We start from the raw sequence: 16,296 nt of genomic DNA, 5'->3' as shown, positions 1-16,296 counted from the left end.
CCGCCATGCCGACGCCCGCTGATCTCCCGCTGACCTGGATCTCTCCCGTCGGGGAGCGGACGGCGGGCGGCCGCGTCCGTTACCAGGGTCCGCTGGCGGCCGCCGACCGGCCGCTGTCCCTGCACCTCGGCTTCGACGGCGCGGGGCCGCCCTTCGAGGTGGTCCCGCTGGAGCGCGGGGACGACGGCAGCTGGACGGCGGAGATCCCGGCCGCCGACGGGCACGTCGTCCTCGACTGCGCGGTCGCGACCGACCGGCTCGACTGGGACAACAACGCCACCGCCAACTACCGGCTGTGGCTGGACCTCGACCCGGTCGACGCGCACGTGCACGCCCGGGTCCGCGGCCTGGAGCCGATGGGCTTCGACAGCCTGCGGGTGGCGCTGGCCTCCGGCGGCATGACCCACGGCCTGGTGTCGTGGCAGGACAACGGGTTCGTCGACGAGGTGGCCGACGGCGTGCCCTGGCTGACCCGGCTGGTCTGGGTGAGCCCCGCGGGGCCGGGTGTCGACGACGTCCGCCGCCGGCTCGCCGACGGCGCGGTCGGGCTGAAGCTGCACCCGTCGTACGACGACTACCCGGCGGACTCGCCGGGGCTGGACCCGTTCCTGCGGGTGGCCGCCGAGGCCGGCGTCCCGGTGACGGTGCACACCGCGCCCGGCCCCTCGGACCCCGACCTGGTGCGCCGGCTGGCCGAGCGGCACCCCGACGTGCCGTTCGTGCTCTACCACACCTTCCTCGGTCTGCCGGAGGGCCGGCGGCGGGCGGCGCGGCACGCCCAGCAGCTGCCCAACCTGCACCTGGAGACCTCCTGGTGCGGATCGGCCGAGGTCGAGCGGCTGATCGGCGAGGTCGGCCCGGACCGCGTCCTGTTCGGCTCCGACGCGGCCGTCGACGGGCCGGCGCACTTCGTCCGCACCCCGCCGAACATCGAGCTGTCCGAGAACTACAACGGCAGCCTGCTGCGCCTGGCCCGGCGCCTGCCGCCGGAGACGCTGCGGGCGCTGCTGGAGGACAACACGCGGGCGCTGTTCCGGCTGCCGGTGCCGCGCCGGGCCGAGGCGGCCCCGTCGGTGCCGTCGGTCCCGTCGGTGGTCGCGGATCCACTCGTCCTGTTCGGCGACGCGCTGGACCAGGCCGAGCGCGTGGTCGTGGCGGTCCGGCCGGAGCAGCTGCGGCTGCCCACCCCCTGCGCCGAATGGGACGTGCAGGAGCTGCTCGGGCACCTCACCGCCGTCGCGCGCCGCGCCGAGCGGGTGGCCGCGGGGCGCCCGCACTCGACCGTGCCCGCGGTGGTGGCCCCCGACGCCCGCCGCGGCTGGGCGCCGCGGTTCGCCGCCGACGCCGCCAAGGCCCGGGCGGCGTGGGCCGACGGACCCGCCGACGTCCTCGCGCCGTGGGGCCGGCTCCCGGCACCGGTGGCGCTGTCGGGGTTCGTGCTCGAGGTGGTCGCGCACACCCACGACCTGGCGGTGGCCACGGCGTATGCGCAGCCGCTCGACGCCCGGCTCGCCGACGCCGCGCTGCGCGTGGCCGAGCGGCTGGTCCCGGCGGCGCTGCGGGGTGACGGGTCCGCCTACGCCGACCCGGTGCCGACGCCGTCCGCCGACGCGTACGACCGGCTGGCCGCGTTCCTGGGCCGCGCCCCGCGCTGACGTCGCCCAGGGTCGAGGTCGACGTCCTCTCCGGGTGGCGGGACCCGGCCGGTCACCTGCGGGGCGGTGCCTCCTGGCTCGACGACGGAGCGCCGGTCGAGCGGCGACGCAGGAAGTAGCTCGCCACCCCGACCACGATGAGCGTGCCGATGAGGGCCCCGATGAGGCCGCCCCAGTCGAAGATGTCGGTGTCGCCGATCCCCAACCCGAGGGTGAAGATGACGTAACCGAGCAGCGCGCCGGCCAGGCCCAACCCCAACGACACCAGCCACGACGTCGGCCCGCTCATCTTCCGGAACGCATCGGCGGGCATCAGGATCCGGGCGATCACGCCGCAGACGAATCCCAGCAGTATGGCTCCGACCATGTCGACCTCCTCAGGTCGCCGACCGGTTCTGCATCGCGGCCGGCCGTTGCCGCGTCGCGCCCACCTCGCTCGACCGCGCCGCCATGCTTCCGTCGGCGGGGGGTGGGCGGCCATCGCCCGGTGCGGGTGATTCGTGGGGCCTCAGCCGGCCGAACTCAGGCGTCGAAGTCGACCGTCACGGCGTCCGAGAGCGGCACGGTCTGGCAGGTGAGCACGTAGCCCGCCTCGACCTCCTTGGGCTCGAGCGCGTAGTTGCGGCGCATCTCCACCTCGCCGTCGGTGACCCGCGCGCGGCAGGTGCCGCAGACGCCGCCCTTGCAGGCGAAGGGCAGGTCCGCGCGGACCTTCTGCGCGGAGTCCAGGACGGGGACGTCCCGCGGCAGGGCCAGCGTCGTCGTCCGGCCGTCGAGGACGACGGTGACCTGGCTGCTCGGGCCGGTGACGGTCTCCTCGTCGCCGCGGACCGGCTGGGGCGGGACGTCGTCGACGTAGAACAGCTCCTGGTGCACCTTCTCGGTCGGCACCCCGAGCTCGGTCAGCAGGGCGCGGGCGTCCTGGACCATCCCGTGCGGGCCGCACAGCCACCAGTGGTCGACGTGCCCGGCGTCGACCAGGTTGTCGATCAGGGTGCGCAGCCGGGCGCCGTCGAGCCGGCCGCTGGTCAGCTCCGCGTCGCGCGGCTCGCGGGAGAGGACGTGCACCAGCTGGAGCCGCGGGCCGTGGGCGTCCTTCAGGTCGGCGAGCTCGTCGGCGAACATCACCGTGTTGCTGCGCCGGTTGCCGTAGAAGACGGTGACCGTCGACTTGCCGTCGCGCAGCACGCTGGCGGCCAGCGACAGCGCCGGGGTGATGCCCGAGCCGGCGACGACGAAGACGTGGTCGGCCGGCACCGAGAGGTCCGCGGTGAAGGTGCCCGACGGCGGCAGCACCTCGATCTCGTCGCCCGGCTCCACCTCGTGCACGAGGAAGGAGGAGAAGAAGCCGCCGGGCACCTCGCGGACACCGACCCGGGGCGCGGCACCCATCGGCGCGCAGATCGAGTAGGAGCGGCGCTCGTCGCGGTCGCCGTCCACCCGGCGCAGCGTGAGCGCCTGGCCCGGCTTGAACCGGTAGTCCTCGGCCAGCTCCGCGGGGACGTCGAAGGTGACCGCGACGGCGTCGTCGGTGAGCCGCTCGATCTTCGCGATCTTCAGCGGGTGGAACTGCGGGCGGCGGCGGGTCGGCGCGCTCACTCAGATCTCCTTGACGTGCTCGAACGGCTCGCCGCAGGCGCGGCAGCGGCGGAGGGCCTTGCAGGCGGTGGCGCTGAACTCGCTCTGCTCCACCGTGTCCGGGGAGCCGCACTGCGGGCAGGCGGCGGTGCGGCGGGTCGGGCCGAGCTGCAGCGGCACCGGGCCGGGGGAGCGGACCGGTGCGGTCCCCGGCGGGGCGATGCCGGCGGCGGCGAGCTTGCGACGGCCGGTGTCGCTGATCCAGTCGGTGGTCCAGGCGGGGGAGAGGACGGTGCGGACGTCGACGTCGGGGAAGCCCGCCGCGTGCAGCGCGTGCACCAGGTCGGCCCGCATGACGCCCATCGCGGGGCAGCCGGTGTAGGTGGGGGTGATCTCGACGACGACGGTGCCGTCCTCGTCCCGCACGTCCCGCAGCACGCCGAGGTCGGCGAGCGTGAGCATCGGCAGCTCCGGGTCGGTCACCGTCTCGGCCACCGCCCGCGGATCGGTCAGGACGGCGGTCACCAGGTGGCCGCCGGGTGCTGGCGGGCCAGGCCCTGGAGGCTGTCCAGCAGCTCGGCGAGCTCCGGGCCGTGCTCGCCGGCGCGGCCGCGGGGCGACGCGTCGGCCGGCCACGCGGGCACGCGCAGGGTGGCCCGCTCGAGCACCTGGGTGAGCACCTCGCGCGCCTCGCCGCGGACGTCCGCCGGGTCGACCGCGATACCGGCGGTGGTGAGCCGGCGCTCGACGTCGGTGGCCGTGAAGACGTCGTCCAGCAGCGGCCAGACGGCGTCCGCGCCGGCCTGGGCGCGGCGGTGCGACTCCTCGGTGCCGTCGCCGAGGCGCAGCACCCAGCGGGCGGCGTGGTCGCGGTGGTAGGCCAGCTCGTTGACGCCCTTGGCGGCGATGGCGGCCAGCACCGGGTCGCGGGACTCCCGCAGCCGGGCGAACACCGCCAGCCGCACGGTGGCCGCGACCAGCAGCCGGATCATCGTCCGCGCGAAGTCGCCGTTCTCCGCCTCGACCAGACCGCTGTTGCGGAACTCGTCGGGGTCGCGGAAGTAGGCGAGGGCGTCCTCGTCCGGGATCGACTCGGTGGCCGTCTCCCGGGACCGACCGAGGACGCCGACCGAGCCGGCGCGGGCCAGCAGCAGGCGTGCCTGGCCGAGCAGGTCGAGGGCGACGTTGGCGATGGCGACCTCCTCCTCCAGCTCGGGCGCGGCGGTGATCCACTGCGTGAGCCGCTGGGCGAGCACGAGCGCGTCGTCGCCGAGCATCAGGCAGTAGGCGCCCAGGTCGGCGGGGTCGACGCCGTCCGGCACCGTCGTGTCGACGCCGGCGAGCGGGTCGTCGAAGCCGGTCCCGAACGCCCAGTGCCCGGCGTCGTCGTGCGCGTTGGCGAGCGAGTCGTAGACGGTCTCTTCGTGCACAGGAGGCCTTTCTGCGTACTTTATCGCGATAAAGCACGTCACATGTGCGGGACGTTCTCGGGGATCTCGTAGAACGTGGGGTGGCGGTAGACCTTGTCGCCGCTGGGGGCGAACATCGGGTCCTTCTCGTCGGGGCTCGAGGCGGTGATGTCGGCCGACTTGACCACCCAGATGCTCACGCCCTCGTTGCGCCGGGTGTACAGGTCGCGCGCGGCGTGCACGGCCATCTCGTCGTCCGGGGCGTGCAGCGAGCCGACGTGCACGTGGTTGAGCCCGCGCTTGCCGCGGACGAACACCTCGTACAGCGGCCAGTCGCGGCGGGCCTTCGCCGGCTCGGTCGCGACCGGCACGTCCGAACCGGTGGGGACGGCGCCGTGCCCGCCCTCGCTGGTCATGCTCACGCGGCAGCTCCCTCGTGCTTGGCGGCGTAGGCCGTGGCGGCCTCGGTGACCCAGGCGTTGTCGTCGCGGGCGGCCTTGCGGCGGGCGATGCGCAGCGCGTTCATCGGGCCGCCGCCGGAGACGACCCGCTTGAAGTCGTCCCAGTCGATCGACCCGAACCGGTAGTGGCCGGTCTCCGGGTCCAGCGACAGCTCCGGGTCGGGCAGCGTGACGCCGAGGAACTCCGCCTGCGGCACGCTCATGTCGACGAAGCGCTGGCGCAGCTCGTCGTTGGTGTGCCGCTTGATGCCCCAGGCCATGGACTGCGCGGTGTTCGGGCTGTCGGCGTCCGGCGGGCCGAACATCATCAGCGACGGCCACCACCAGCGGTCGACGGCGTCCTGCACCATCGCCCGCTGCTCGGGGGTGCCGCGCATCATCGTCATCAGCAGCTCGTAGCCCTGCCGCTGGTGGAAGGACTCCTCCTTGCAGATGCGGATCATCGCCCGGGCGTAGGGCCCGTAGGAGGAGCGGCACAGCGGCACCTGGTTGCAGATCGCCGCGCCGTCGACCAGCCAGCCGATCACGCCGACGTCGGCGTAGGTGAGCGTCGGGTAGTTGAAGATCGAGCTGTACTTCTGCCTGCCCTCGACGAGCATGTCGGTGAGCTCGGCGCGGTCGGCGCCGAGCGTCTCGGTCGCCGAGTACAGGTACATGCCGTGGCCGGCCTCGTCCTGCACCTTGGCCAGCAGGATCGCCTTGCGGCGCAGGCTCGGCGCGGCCAGCAGCCAGTCGCCCTCGGGCTGCATCCCGATGATCTCCGAGTGCGCGTGCTGCGCGATCTGGCGGATCAGCGTCTTGCGGTAGCCCTCGGGCATCCAGTCGCGCGGCTCGATGCGGTGGTCGGCGGCGATCGTCGCGTCGAACCGGGTCTGCAGCGCGGTCTCGTCAGGCCGTTCCAGGGTGGGCGCGGACATCCTCGTCCCCTCGGTCCGTTATTTACTGACCGGATGGTCGGTAATGAGTGTGCACGATCGTGGCCCGGGACACAAGGCTTCCGACGGAGGGCTTGACAGCCGGCCTCCGGAGGGAGTTGGTTACCTGACCATCCGGTCGGTATTTGGGACGACGGCGACGACGCCGAGGACGACGGAGGCCCGTGCGATGACGGCTGCTGCCAGCGACACGAACCGACGGGTGGGATCCGCGCCCGACCCGACCCTGCTCGACGACGCCGAGCGGCTGGGCCTGGACGAGCTGCGCGCGCAGCAGCTGGAGCGGCTGCAGTGGACCCTGCGGCACGTCTACGAGAACGTGCCGCACTACCGGCGCGCGTTCGACGCCGCCGGCGTCCACCCGGACGACTGCCGCGAGCTCGCCGACCTGGCGAAGTTCCCCACCACCAGCAAGGCCGACCTCCGGGACAACTACCCGTTCGGCATGTTCGCCGTCCCGCAGGAGCAGGTCCGGCGGGTGCACGCCTCGTCCGGCACGACTGGGCGGCCCACCGTCGTCGGCTACACCGAGAGGGACATCGACACCTGGGCCACCGTCATGGCCCGCTCGATCCGCGCCGCCGGCGGCCGCCCGGGCGACAAGCTGCACAACGCCTACGGCTACGGGCTGTTCACCGGGGGGCTCGGCGCCCACTACGGGGCGGAGAAGCTGGGCACCACCGTGATCCCGGTCTCCGGCGGCATGACGCCGCGGCAGGTGCAGCTGATCCGCGACTTCGAGCCGCGGATCATCATGGTTACGCCGTCCTACATGCTCACCGTCATCGACGAGTTCGAGAAGCAGGGGATGGACCCGCGGGCGTCGAGCCTGGAGATCGGCATCTTCGGCGCCGAGCCGTGGACCGAGCAGATGCGCCTGGAGATGGAGGAGCGCGCGGGCATCCACGCCGTCGACATCTACGGCCTGTCGGAGGTCATGGGCCCCGGCGTCGCGCAGGAGTGCGTGGAGACCAAGGACGGCCTGCACATCTGGGAGGACCACTTCTACCCGGAGATCCTCGACCCGGCCACCGGCGAGGTGCTGCCCGAGGGCGAGCGCGGCGAGCTGGTGTTCACCTCGCTGACCAAGGAGGCCATGCCGGTCATCCGCTACCGCACCCGCGACCTCACCCGGCTGCTGCCGGGGACGGCGCGGCCCGGGATGCGCCGGATGGAGAAGGTCACCGGCCGCACCGACGACATGATCATCCTGCGCGGCGTGAACCTGTTCCCGACGCAGATCGAGGAGATCGTGCTGCGCACCCCGGGGCTCTCGCCGCACTTCGCGCTGGAGCTGCTCACGCGGGGCCGGATGGACCACCTCATCTGCCGTATCGAGGCCCGGCCCGACTGCCCGGCCGACCGGCGGACGGCGGCCGCCGCCGAGGTGGCCAAGGGCGTCAAGGACACCGTCGGCACCAGCATCGAGGTCGTCGTCGTGGAGCCCGAGACGCTGGCCCGGTCCGTGGGGAAGCTGCAGCGGCTGACCGACCACCGGGAGCGTGCATGACGGCCACGGCTGCCCGCCGCGGCCGGCCCGGGCACTCGCTGGACTCGCTGCTGGACGTCGCGGTCGCCGTGTTCAACGAGCGCGGCTACGACGCCACGAGCATGGAGGAGCTGGCCGCCCGGCTCGGCGTCACCAAGTCGGCGATCTACCACCACGTACCGAGCAAGGTGGAGCTGCTGCGGCTGGCCCTCGACCGCGCCCTGGATGCGCTCTTCGCCGTCACCGAGGAGCCCGGCGCGACCACCGGGCCGGCGATCGAGCGGCTCGAGCACGTGGTCCGGGGCTCGGTGCGGGTGCTCGCCGCCGAGCTGCCGTTCGTCACCCTGCTGCTGCGGGTCCGCGGCAACTCCCCGGTCGAGCAGGAGGCGCTGCAGCGGCGGCGCCGGTTCGACCGGATCGTCACCGACCTGGTCCGCGCGGCCGCGGCGGAGGGCGACGTCCGGCCGGACGTCGACCCCTCCGTCACCAGCCGGCTGCTGTTCGGCACCGTCAACTCGCTGACCGAGTGGTACCGCCCCGACCGCGGGCTCGACGCGACCGCGCTGGCCGACGCGGTCGTCGCCACCACCTTCGACGGCCTCCGGAAGTCCTGAGGGGGACCCCATGACCGCACCGCTGCTCGAGAGCTACGCCGCCGGCCGCTGGTACGCCGCACCGGACGACGGCACCCCGATCGCCGACGCCGTGACCGGCGAGACCGTCGCCCGGATCAGCAGCTCCGGCCTCGACGTCGCCGCGATGCTCGACCACGCCCGCAGCGTCGGCGGCCCGGCGCTGCGGGAGCTGACCTTCCACCAGCGGGCCGGGCTGCTCAAGCAGCTGGGCCTGCGGCTGATGGCCGACAAGGACGCGTTCTACGCGCTGTCCCGCCGCACCGGCGCCACCGACGGCGACAGCGCGGTCGACGTCGACGGCGGGTTCGGCACGCTGCTGTCCTACGCGTCCAAGGGCCGCCGCGAGCTGCCCGACGACACCGTCGTCCTCGACGGCCCGGTCGAGCCGCTCGGCAGGCGCGGCACCTTCGCCGGCCAGCACCTCTACACCCCGCTGCGCGGCGTCGCGGTGCAGATCAACGCCTTCAACTTCCCCGTCTGGGGCTTCCTCGAGAAGCTCGCGCCGGCCTTCCTCGCCGGCGTGCCCACGATCGTGAAGCCCGCGTCGCAGACCGCGTACCTCACCGAGGCCGTCGTCCGGACGATCGTGGAGTCCGGCCTGCTGCCCGAGGGCTCGGTGCAGCTGCTGGCCGGCAGCCCGGCCGGGCTGCTCGACGGGCTGGCCGGCCAGGACCTGGTCTTCTTCACCGGCTCCGCGGCGACCGCGCGCAAGCTGCGCAGCCACCCGTCGGTGGTGGCGAACAGCGTTCGCTTCAACGCCGAGGCCGACTCGCTCAACTGCTCGGTCCTCGGGCCGGACGCCGGCCCGGACACCCCGGAGTTCGGGCTGTTCGTCGACCAGCTGGTCACCGAGATGACGGTCAAGGCGGGGCAGAAGTGCACCGCGATCCGCCGGGCCTTCGTCCCGCGCGAGCTGGTGGACGACGTCGTCGCGGCGACCCGGGAGCGGCTGGCGCAGGTGGTCGTCGGCGCGCCGGGCGCGGACGGCGTGACCATGGGCGCGCTGGCCAGCCTCGACCAGCGCGAGGAGGTGCTGCGCTCGCTCAAGGCGCTGCGCGGCGTGGCCGAGCTGGTCGCCGGCGATCCCGAGCACTTCGAGGTGGTGGGCGCCGACCGCGACCGCGGCGCGTTCCTGCCGCCGCTGCTGCTGCGCTGCGACGACCTCGCCGCCGCCGAGCCGCACGACGTCGAGGCGTTCGGCCCGGTCAGCACGGTGCTGCCCTACGACGGCGTGGCCCAGGCCGTGGAGCTCGCCGTCCGCGGCCAGGGCAGCCTGGTCGGCTCGATCGTGACCCACGACCCCGCGGTGGCGCGGGAGTTCGTGCTCGGTGCGGCGCACGCGCACGGCCGGATCCTGGTGCTCGACCGCGACGACGCGAGGGAGAGCACCGGCCACGGCTCGCCGCTGCCGGTGCTCGTGCACGGCGGTCCGGGCCGCGCCGGCGGGGGAGAGGAGCTCGGCGGCATCCGCGGGGTGCTGCACCACATGCAGCGCACCGCCGTCCAGGCCTCGCCCGACCAGCTCACCGCGATCGGCGGCCGCTGGGTGACCGGTTCAGCACGCCGCGACGACGGGGTGCACCCGTTCCGCAAGTCGTTGGCCGAGCTGCGCATCGGCGACTCGATCACCGCCGGGCCGCGCGCGGTCACGCTCGAGGACATCGAGCACTTCGCCGAGTTCACCGGCGACACGTTCTACGCGCACATGGACGAGGAGGCCGCGGCAGCCAACCCGCTGTTCGGCGGCCGGGTGGCCCACGGCTACCTGATCGTGTCGTGGGCCGCCGGGCTGTTCGTCGACCCTGCCCCGGGCCCGGTGCTGGCCAACTACGGCGTGGACAACCTGCGCTTCCTCACGCCGGTCAAGCCGGGGGAGGAGCTGACGGTCACCCTCACCGCCAAGCAGATCACCCCGCGGGGCGGCGCCGACCACGGCGAGGTCCGCTGGGACGCCGTCGTCGTCAACACCGAGGGCAAGCCGGTGGCGACCTACGACGTCCTCACGATGGTCGCCAAGGCCTGGCCCCCGGCCGCCGGGAGCTGACCGGCGGGTGCGATCAGGCGCTGAGCGGGCGGCGCAGCAGGCGCAGCCGGCGGCGCTCCCGCTCGGACAGGCCGCCCCAGATGCCGAAGCGCTCGTCGTTGTTGAGCGCGTACTCGAGGCACTCGGTGCGCACCGCGCAGCCGACGCAGACCCGCTTGGCCTCGCGCGTCGAGCCGCCCTTCTCCGGGAAGAACGCCTCGGGGTCGGTCTCGGCGCACAGGGCGTCCAGCCGCCACGACTCGTCGCCCGTGGAGGGGGCCGACCACGACTCGTCGACGGGGGCCTGGCTGAGCAGGGTCAGGTTCGGGCGGGAGAAGGAAGACACGGGAAGCTCCTCAGGGATGGCGGGGCGCACAGTCCGTGACGGACCGGTACGACCTGATTGCTTCCCGTGACGTTACGCAGTGCCCCCGTGTAGCCACACTGGCACAAGCTGAGCGAAACCCGGGCCGAGTATTGGCGGAACCTGTCGGTCCGCTCCGCGGCGCAGGCGTGTTGCCGGGCGCTACCCCACCTCGGCCGTCCGCGTCGTGAACGGCAGCACGAGCCGGGAGGGGTGGCGCGCGTCGCGGTAGACCTTGTGCGTGACCGGCCGGCCCACCGGCAGGTGGAAGGCATCCGGCGGCAGCAGCGCGTTGTGGTCGTCGGCGAGCGGCTCGTCGTTGGACAGCTCGGCGACCAGGCGGTGCCCCGGCCGGAACGTCGCCGCGAACGGGTAGAGGCGCAGCACGTACTCCTCGATCGCGCCCGGCTCGACCGGCACGGCGCGGGTGTGCGGGTGGTACGGGTTGCCCTCCGTCGTCCGCTCCTCGTCCAGCTCCCGGTGCGAGGCCTTGAGGTAGCCGGTCGTGATGAGCTGCCGCCCCCCGGAGGGAGCCACGTCCCACAGCCGCAGGATGAAGTTGGTGTCCGGCTGGTCGATCTCGGCGAACAGGTGCGCGGCGCCGGTGCCCATCAGCTCGGTGTCCTGCTCGAACGGGGCGGTGCTCCAGCTGAGGATCTCGACCTCGTCCGTGACCGTCAGCGGCGCCTGGTAGAAGCCGTCCGGCGCGGCGTGCTCGGGGCCCATCGGCTCGGGTTGCGCGGCGAGCCTGCCGCGCGGGCGGAGGTACAGCGCCCGGTGCTCGACGTCCCTCGGTGGCCACTGCGCGCCGGTGACCACTCGGCGCGAGCCCTCGACGAACACGCTCACGGCAGGCTCGTCCATGACGCCGTTGTCGACGCCCTTCAGCCAGTACTCGTACCACCGGAACATCTCGTCGTGCTCCTCGACCCAGGGGCGCGACTGCATGGGCGGGTAGGAGCCGATGACCAGCTTCTTGGGACCCGTCAGGACGTCGAAGAGCTCGATGTGGCCGTCGACCGTCCAGCCCCGGCCCTGGTCGATCTGCAGGTAGACCGGGATGTCGATGTTCCGGGCGAGGTCGACCGGGTGGCGCTCCTCGTACCAGTCGCCGTCGAGATCGTTCAGCACGATGTCGAACCAGGCCTCGTGGTGCTGCGGGTAGTTCAGGACGTGCACGAGGTTCGGCCACGCGGCGACGTCCGGGTCCTGCAGGCGCTCGGCGACGCGCTTGTCGATCTCCTCGGGCGAGTACGTCTCGAGCATCCGCGACCGGATGCGGTCGGTGAAGGCCCAGCCGGAGTCGCCGCCGCGGCCCTCGCGGGCGGCGCGCGGCATGAACCACATGATCCCGCCGTGGTAGGTCGTCTCGTAGAAGTCGAAGTGGCCGCCGCTGACGAAGATCGCCTTGAGGTGCGGCGGGCGCTCGGCGGCGGCCAGCACCTGCATCGACCCGTAGTACGAGATGCCGATCATGCCGACGTTGCCGTCGCACCACGGCTGCGCGGCGACCCACTCGATGACGTCGTACGCGTCCTGCCCGAGCGGCACGCCGCCGGCGTTGTAGTTGCCGATGTGCTCGCCCTCGGAGGCACCGGAGCCGCGCAGGTCCCCGATGACGTGGGCATAGCCCTCGCCGACCACGCGGGCGATGTCGCCGGCCTCGATGCAGCCGTCCCACATGGGGCTGGGCCGCCGCTGTGGCGGCATGGTGAGCGCGAGCGCCTGCAGCTCCTTGCCGTACGGGCTCAGCGCGACCAGTGCCGGGCGCGGCTCGTCGTCGGCGCCGGAGTAGACGTCGGCGGCCAGGGCGACGCCGTCGCGCATCGGGACCCGGAGATCCTTGCGGACGGCGATCTTCCGCCCGCCGGCGTCGAGGAGTCGGGGATCAGGCATTGACGTTCCGTACCTTCCTGGCCTGAAGGGCATGACCGTGCAGCGTCGTGAAGAACGGCGACGGTTCGAGGGTGGGGTCGCCGGTGTAGCCGAGCTCCTCGGCGACCCGGGCGGGGTCGTCCGGGTGGCGGCGCGCCGCGTCGGCGACGCGGGCCTCGATGTCGAGGCTCTCCGCCAGCGCGCGCTGCGCCTGGCCGGCGTCGAGCTCGACGCCGTAGGGATCGCCGGCGGCGGTGCGGTACGGGTGCCCGAGGTACAGGTGCCGGGGGCGGACGACGTCCCGCAGGTACTCGAGGCTCGCGCGGTAGGCGACGGGGTCCTCGTAGCCGGGGAAGCCGTTCGCGGCGCCGTGCACCTGCACGGCGTCGCCGACGAAGACGTCGTCCTGGCCGTCGACGACGTACGCGACCGACCCGGCCGTGTGGCCGGGGATCGCGTACACCGAGACCGTGACCCCACCGCCGAGGTCCAGCGTCTCGCCGCCGCGCACGAGCACGGTCGGCTCCAGCTCCCCGGAGATCGCGGCGGCCGCCATCGCCGTCTGCTTCGCCTCGCCCTCGGGATCGCGCAGGTACCGCTGCCGGACGTCGAGGTAGCGGTCGACGTGCGCCCGCCGGGAGCGCAGCAGGAGCGCGTCGGCCTCGGCGATCACCACCTCCGCCCGGCGGCCGGTGAGCTCCCACAGCGCGTGCGCGCCGCCGACGTGGTCGACGTGGCCGTGGGTCAGCAGGATCCAGCGGACGTCCTCGATGCGGCGCCCGAGCCTCGCCAGCGCGGGCGCCATGCCCTCGGCGGGGGAGGAGGCGACGCCGGTGTCGACGATCGCCGGCTCGGGCGCGTCGAGGAAGAAGCTGTAGAGCCCGAACCGGCCCCAGGGGGAGACCAGCGGGTGGACCGGAACGCTCACCGGAGGAAGTCCTGGGTCTCCTCGAACACCCGGGCGTACTCCGGCAGCCACGCGAAGTGCTGCACGAACCCGTGGGCGGCGCCGGCGTACCGGCTCACCGTCACGGGCACGCCCGCCTCGGCCAGCCGCCGGCCGTAGAGCTCGCCCTCGTCACGCAGCGGGTCGTGCTCTGCCGTGATGATCAGCGCCGGCGGCAGGCCCGTGAGGTCCGCGCGCTTGATCGGCGAGACGCGGGGGTCGTCGGGGTCCGCGCCGCTGTCGAGGTAGAACGCGTTGAACGGCTCGAGCCCCGCCGTCTCGAGGCCGTAGCCCTCGGCGTTCTCCCGCAGTGACGGGTAGCGGTCGACGTCGAAGTCGAGGTCCAGCGACGGGTAGAAGAGCACCTGGTGGGTGATCGAGTCGTTGCCGTCGTCGTGCGCCATGGCCGCGACGGCCGCGGCGAAGTTGCCACCGGAGCTGTCGCCGGCGACGGCGAGGGTGCCGGCACGCTCGGCCGCCCACCGGACCACGGTGCAGCAGTCCTCCAGGCCGGCGGGGAACGCGTGCTCGGGCGCCCGGCGGTAGCCGACGGACACGACCGTGCGGCCGGTCTCCTTCGCCAGGGACCGCGCGACGGCGTCGTGCGTCTCGAGGCTGCCGAGGAAGAACGCGCCGCCATGGAAGTACACGAGCAGGCCCTGCGCGTCGGCCGGGGTGTAGATCCGCACCGGCACGCCGCCCGCGGTGGCGTCCTCGACCGAGTGCAGCGGCGGGCGCTCCTCGACCGGGGGCACCTGCGCCTCCTCGGCCGCGCGCAGCACCGCGGGGTCGAGCGGCCCCGGGGGCGGCGCGGGGAGGGTGGCCAGGGCCTCGGCGATCGTCGGGTGCAGCGTCATCGCGCGGCGACCTTCTGGCCGGGGAAGACGTCCTCGAGCTCGTCGACGGTCCACCCGTTGCGCGAGATGCGCTGCAGTTCGTCGGTGAGCGGCTTGCGCTCCGCCTGGTACGCGGCGAGCGCCGCGGGGACGGAGTCCGCGTCGCGCAGGGCGTCGGAGAGGGCGCCGGCGTCCAGGATCGCCGAGTTCGCGCCCTGGCCCTGGTGGTGCAGCATCGCGTGCGCCGCGTCGCCGATGAGGACGACGGAGCCGGAGTGCCACCTGTCGACCGGGTCGATGTCGTAGACGGCGCGGACGTTGACGCCGGCCAGGTCGAGGTCGCGGGCGATCCGCACGATGCGCTCGTCGAAGCCGTCCACCTTGGCCAGCAGGTCGTCCTTGGTGACCTGCGGCGCCCAGGTGCCGTCCGTGGCCAGGCAGGTGACGTCGAAGGACAGCGCGTCGCGGTGGCGCAGCGGCAGCAGGTAGACCTTCGTGCCCCGGCCGATGTACATGCGCAGGTTGTCGTCGACGACCGTCCCGTGCGCGTCGTCCGCGGGGATCACCACGCGGTAGGCGTGCTCGCCGGAGAACACCGGCTCGGCGCCGCTGAACAGCTGCGCGCGCACCGTCGACCTGATCCCGTCGGCGCCGACGACCAGGTCGGCCTCGACGGTCTCGCCATTGGTGAAGCCGAGGACGGCGCGCTCGCCCCGGTCCTCGACGGTGTCGAGCTTCCAGCCGAGGCGGACCATGCCCTCGGGGAGCGCGCCGACCAGGGCGTCGATGAAGTCCCCGCGGTGGATCAGGTGGGTGTGGGTCTTGACCTCGTAGTCGTCCATGCCCGGCCACGAGTCCTGGGCGATGGGGTCGCCGGTGGCGGTGAGGATCTCGAAGTAGTCACTGGGCGAGCTCACCCGCGCGATCGCGTCGAAGATCCCCCACCGGCGGAAGCGGTCCATGGTCGACGGCCGCAGGCCGATGCCGGCGCCCACCTCCCGGATCCGGTTCGCCTGCTCGTACACCGTGACGTCGGCGCCGAGCAGGCTCAGCCCGTGCGCCACCGCGGCGCCGCCGTACCCCGCGCCGACGACCGCGATCTTCAGGTGCTGGATGTCCATGTGCGTGTTCCTCAGTTCCGGAGGGTCAGGAAGTCGGCGGGGTTCTCGACGAAGATCCGGTGGATCGTGGCGTCGTCGATGCCCTCGGCCCGCAGGTCGGGGATGAGCTGCTCGTAGATGTAGTTGACGGTGTGGCCCTTGACGCCGGGCCAGCCGAGCGGGCTGCAGTTGGCGTCGGCGGAGGCGAGCACCTGGCCGACGTGGCCGTCGCGGATCACGCGGAGGAAGTGGTCGAGGCGCTCGCCGCGGTGGCGGCCCCAGAACGGCGGGTCCGGTAGCTCGAGGTCGTAGCCGAAGGTGTCGAAACCGATCCGGCCGCCCTGGCCGAGGATCGCCGTCTCGTTGACCCTGCCCTGGCTGACGCCGTCGTCGGCGTGCCCGAAGAGCACGCGGTCGAGCGGGAGCCCCTCCTCGGCGAAGACCGCGAGCGCCGGCTCCACGTCCACGGCCAGGTGGGTGAAGATCGGCACCCCGGTGAGCAGCGCGGCGCGCGCCGCTGCGCGGTAGATGCGCAGGTCGAGCTCCTTCATGCGGAAGCCGCGGCTCACGCCCACCTTGATGATCCCGGCCCGGCTGCCGGTGCCGCCGATGCCGACGGTGATCTCGTGGACGAACTGCCGCATCAGGTAGTCCACGCTCGCCTCGGCGAAGAAGCGCAGCGCGGTGTCGCCGCCGACGAAGCCGGTGCACGCGACGATGTGCACGCCGGTCTTGGCCGACAGCGACCTGTAGTAGTCGACGTCCCGGCCGTTGCAGATGCCGGTGGCGTCGACGAACGTGCCGCCCCCGTACTGGTGGAACTGCCGCAGCTTCGGGACGGTCTCCTCGTAGCGCTGCTCGGGGGTCTTCCACCACTGCGTGTCGAGCTCGGAGCCGGGCATGCCGTAGCCGATGTGCTCGTGGACGGCGACCAGGCCGAGCTCCTCGGGCGCGATCGGGCCCAGGACGGTGTTGACGCGGGACATGGTT

The 16,296-nt window shown here is 73.3% G+C and carries 16 protein-coding genes; 4 read left to right on the top strand and 12 right to left on the bottom strand.

The genetic code is table 11. The features are described 5' to 3' along the window. The first annotated feature begins 5 nt into the window (after positions 1–5). Entirely contained in the window at positions 6–1,655 is a 1,650-nt protein-coding gene (locus AB3388_RS14780; RefSeq protein WP_495406038.1) for a TIGR03086 family metal-binding protein, read from the top strand. Positions 1,656–1,707: 52 nt separating this feature from the next. Here AB3388_RS14780 and AB3388_RS14775 read toward each other — a convergent pair whose 3' ends face one another. The 6 genes from AB3388_RS14775 to paaA form a co-directional block, all read right to left on the bottom strand. After that, a complete protein-coding gene (locus AB3388_RS14775) occupies positions 1,708–2,022 on the bottom strand; it encodes a GlsB/YeaQ/YmgE family stress response membrane protein (RefSeq protein ID WP_495406037.1) in 315 nt (104 codons plus the stop codon). A 155-nt stretch (positions 2,023–2,177) separates the two neighbouring features. After that, the gene (gene paaE, locus AB3388_RS14770; RefSeq protein WP_495406036.1) at positions 2,178–3,254 is read right to left on the bottom strand and encodes a 1,2-phenylacetyl-CoA epoxidase subunit PaaE; all 1,077 of its coding nucleotides are present in this window, start codon (positions 3,252–3,254) and stop codon (positions 2,178–2,180) included. Further along, complete coding sequence (gene paaD / locus AB3388_RS14765; protein WP_495406035.1) at positions 3,255–3,758, bottom strand: 1,2-phenylacetyl-CoA epoxidase subunit PaaD; 504 nt, start codon at positions 3,756–3,758, stop codon at positions 3,255–3,257. Continuing rightward, a complete protein-coding gene (paaC, locus tag AB3388_RS14760; RefSeq protein WP_495406034.1) occupies positions 3,755–4,663 on the bottom strand; it encodes a 1,2-phenylacetyl-CoA epoxidase subunit PaaC in 909 nt (302 codons plus the stop codon). Before paaC ends, paaD begins: the two co-directional genes overlap by 4 nt. 38 nt (positions 4,664–4,701) lie before the next feature. Further along, positions 4,702–5,058, bottom strand: a complete 357-nt coding sequence (paaB, locus tag AB3388_RS14755) for a 1,2-phenylacetyl-CoA epoxidase subunit PaaB (protein WP_495411466.1) — start codon at positions 5,056–5,058, stop codon at positions 4,702–4,704. A gap of 2 nt (positions 5,059–5,060) precedes the next feature. Continuing rightward, positions 5,061–6,020, bottom strand: a complete 960-nt coding sequence (paaA, locus tag AB3388_RS14750) for a 1,2-phenylacetyl-CoA epoxidase subunit PaaA (protein ID WP_495406033.1) — start codon at positions 6,018–6,020, stop codon at positions 5,061–5,063. 220 nt (positions 6,021–6,240) lie between these two features. Between paaA and paaK the strand changes: the two genes are divergently transcribed. The 3 genes from paaK to paaZ are packed head-to-tail and all read left to right on the top strand — an operon-like array spanning position 6,241 to position 10,206. Then, on the top strand, positions 6,241–7,548 hold the full coding sequence (gene paaK / locus AB3388_RS14745) for a phenylacetate--CoA ligase PaaK (protein ID WP_495406032.1): 1,308 nt from the start codon (positions 6,241–6,243) through the stop codon (positions 7,546–7,548). After that, on the top strand, positions 7,545–8,141 hold the full coding sequence (locus AB3388_RS14740) for a TetR/AcrR family transcriptional regulator (protein WP_495406031.1): 597 nt from the start codon (positions 7,545–7,547) through the stop codon (positions 8,139–8,141). Before paaK ends, AB3388_RS14740 begins: the two co-directional genes overlap by 4 nt. A gap of 10 nt (positions 8,142–8,151) precedes the next feature. After that, complete coding sequence (gene paaZ, locus AB3388_RS14735) at positions 8,152–10,206, top strand: phenylacetic acid degradation bifunctional protein PaaZ (protein WP_495406030.1); 2,055 nt, start codon at positions 8,152–8,154, stop codon at positions 10,204–10,206. A 13-nt stretch (positions 10,207–10,219) separates the two neighbouring features. Here paaZ and AB3388_RS14730 read toward each other — a convergent pair whose 3' ends face one another. The 6 genes from AB3388_RS14730 to AB3388_RS14705 form a co-directional block, all read right to left on the bottom strand. Continuing rightward, entirely contained in the window at positions 10,220–10,531 is a 312-nt protein-coding gene (locus AB3388_RS14730) for a WhiB family transcriptional regulator (RefSeq protein WP_495406029.1), read from the bottom strand. A gap of 180 nt (positions 10,532–10,711) precedes the next feature. Beyond that, positions 10,712–12,445, bottom strand: a complete 1,734-nt coding sequence (locus AB3388_RS14725) for a CocE/NonD family hydrolase (RefSeq protein WP_495406028.1) — start codon at positions 12,443–12,445, stop codon at positions 10,712–10,714. Then, positions 12,438–13,352 carry an MBL fold metallo-hydrolase gene (locus AB3388_RS14720; RefSeq protein ID WP_495406027.1) on the bottom strand — a complete coding sequence of 305 codons (915 nt, stop codon included), beginning with the start codon at positions 13,350–13,352 and terminating at the stop codon, positions 12,438–12,440. Before AB3388_RS14720 ends, AB3388_RS14725 begins: the two co-directional genes overlap by 8 nt. Continuing rightward, positions 13,349–14,227 (bottom strand): alpha/beta hydrolase, encoded by an 879-nt coding sequence (locus AB3388_RS14715; RefSeq protein ID WP_495406026.1) that lies wholly within the window; start codon positions 14,225–14,227, stop codon positions 13,349–13,351. The genes AB3388_RS14720 and AB3388_RS14715 overlap by 4 nt, the downstream gene beginning before the upstream one ends. Further along, positions 14,224–15,327 carry an FAD-dependent oxidoreductase gene (locus AB3388_RS14710; RefSeq protein ID WP_495406025.1) on the bottom strand — a complete coding sequence of 368 codons (1,104 nt, stop codon included), beginning with the start codon at positions 15,325–15,327 and terminating at the stop codon, positions 14,224–14,226. The genes AB3388_RS14715 and AB3388_RS14710 overlap by 4 nt, the downstream gene beginning before the upstream one ends. Positions 15,328–15,338: 11 nt before the next feature. Continuing rightward, complete coding sequence (locus AB3388_RS14705) at positions 15,339–16,292, bottom strand: phosphotriesterase family protein (protein ID WP_495406024.1); 954 nt, start codon at positions 16,290–16,292, stop codon at positions 15,339–15,341. Positions 16,293–16,296 lie beyond the last annotated feature (4 nt).

The sequence above is a fragment of the Geodermatophilus sp. SMS 5-13 genome (genome assembly GCF_059428245.1).
This window is presented reverse-complemented; position numbering and strand designations above follow the sequence as displayed.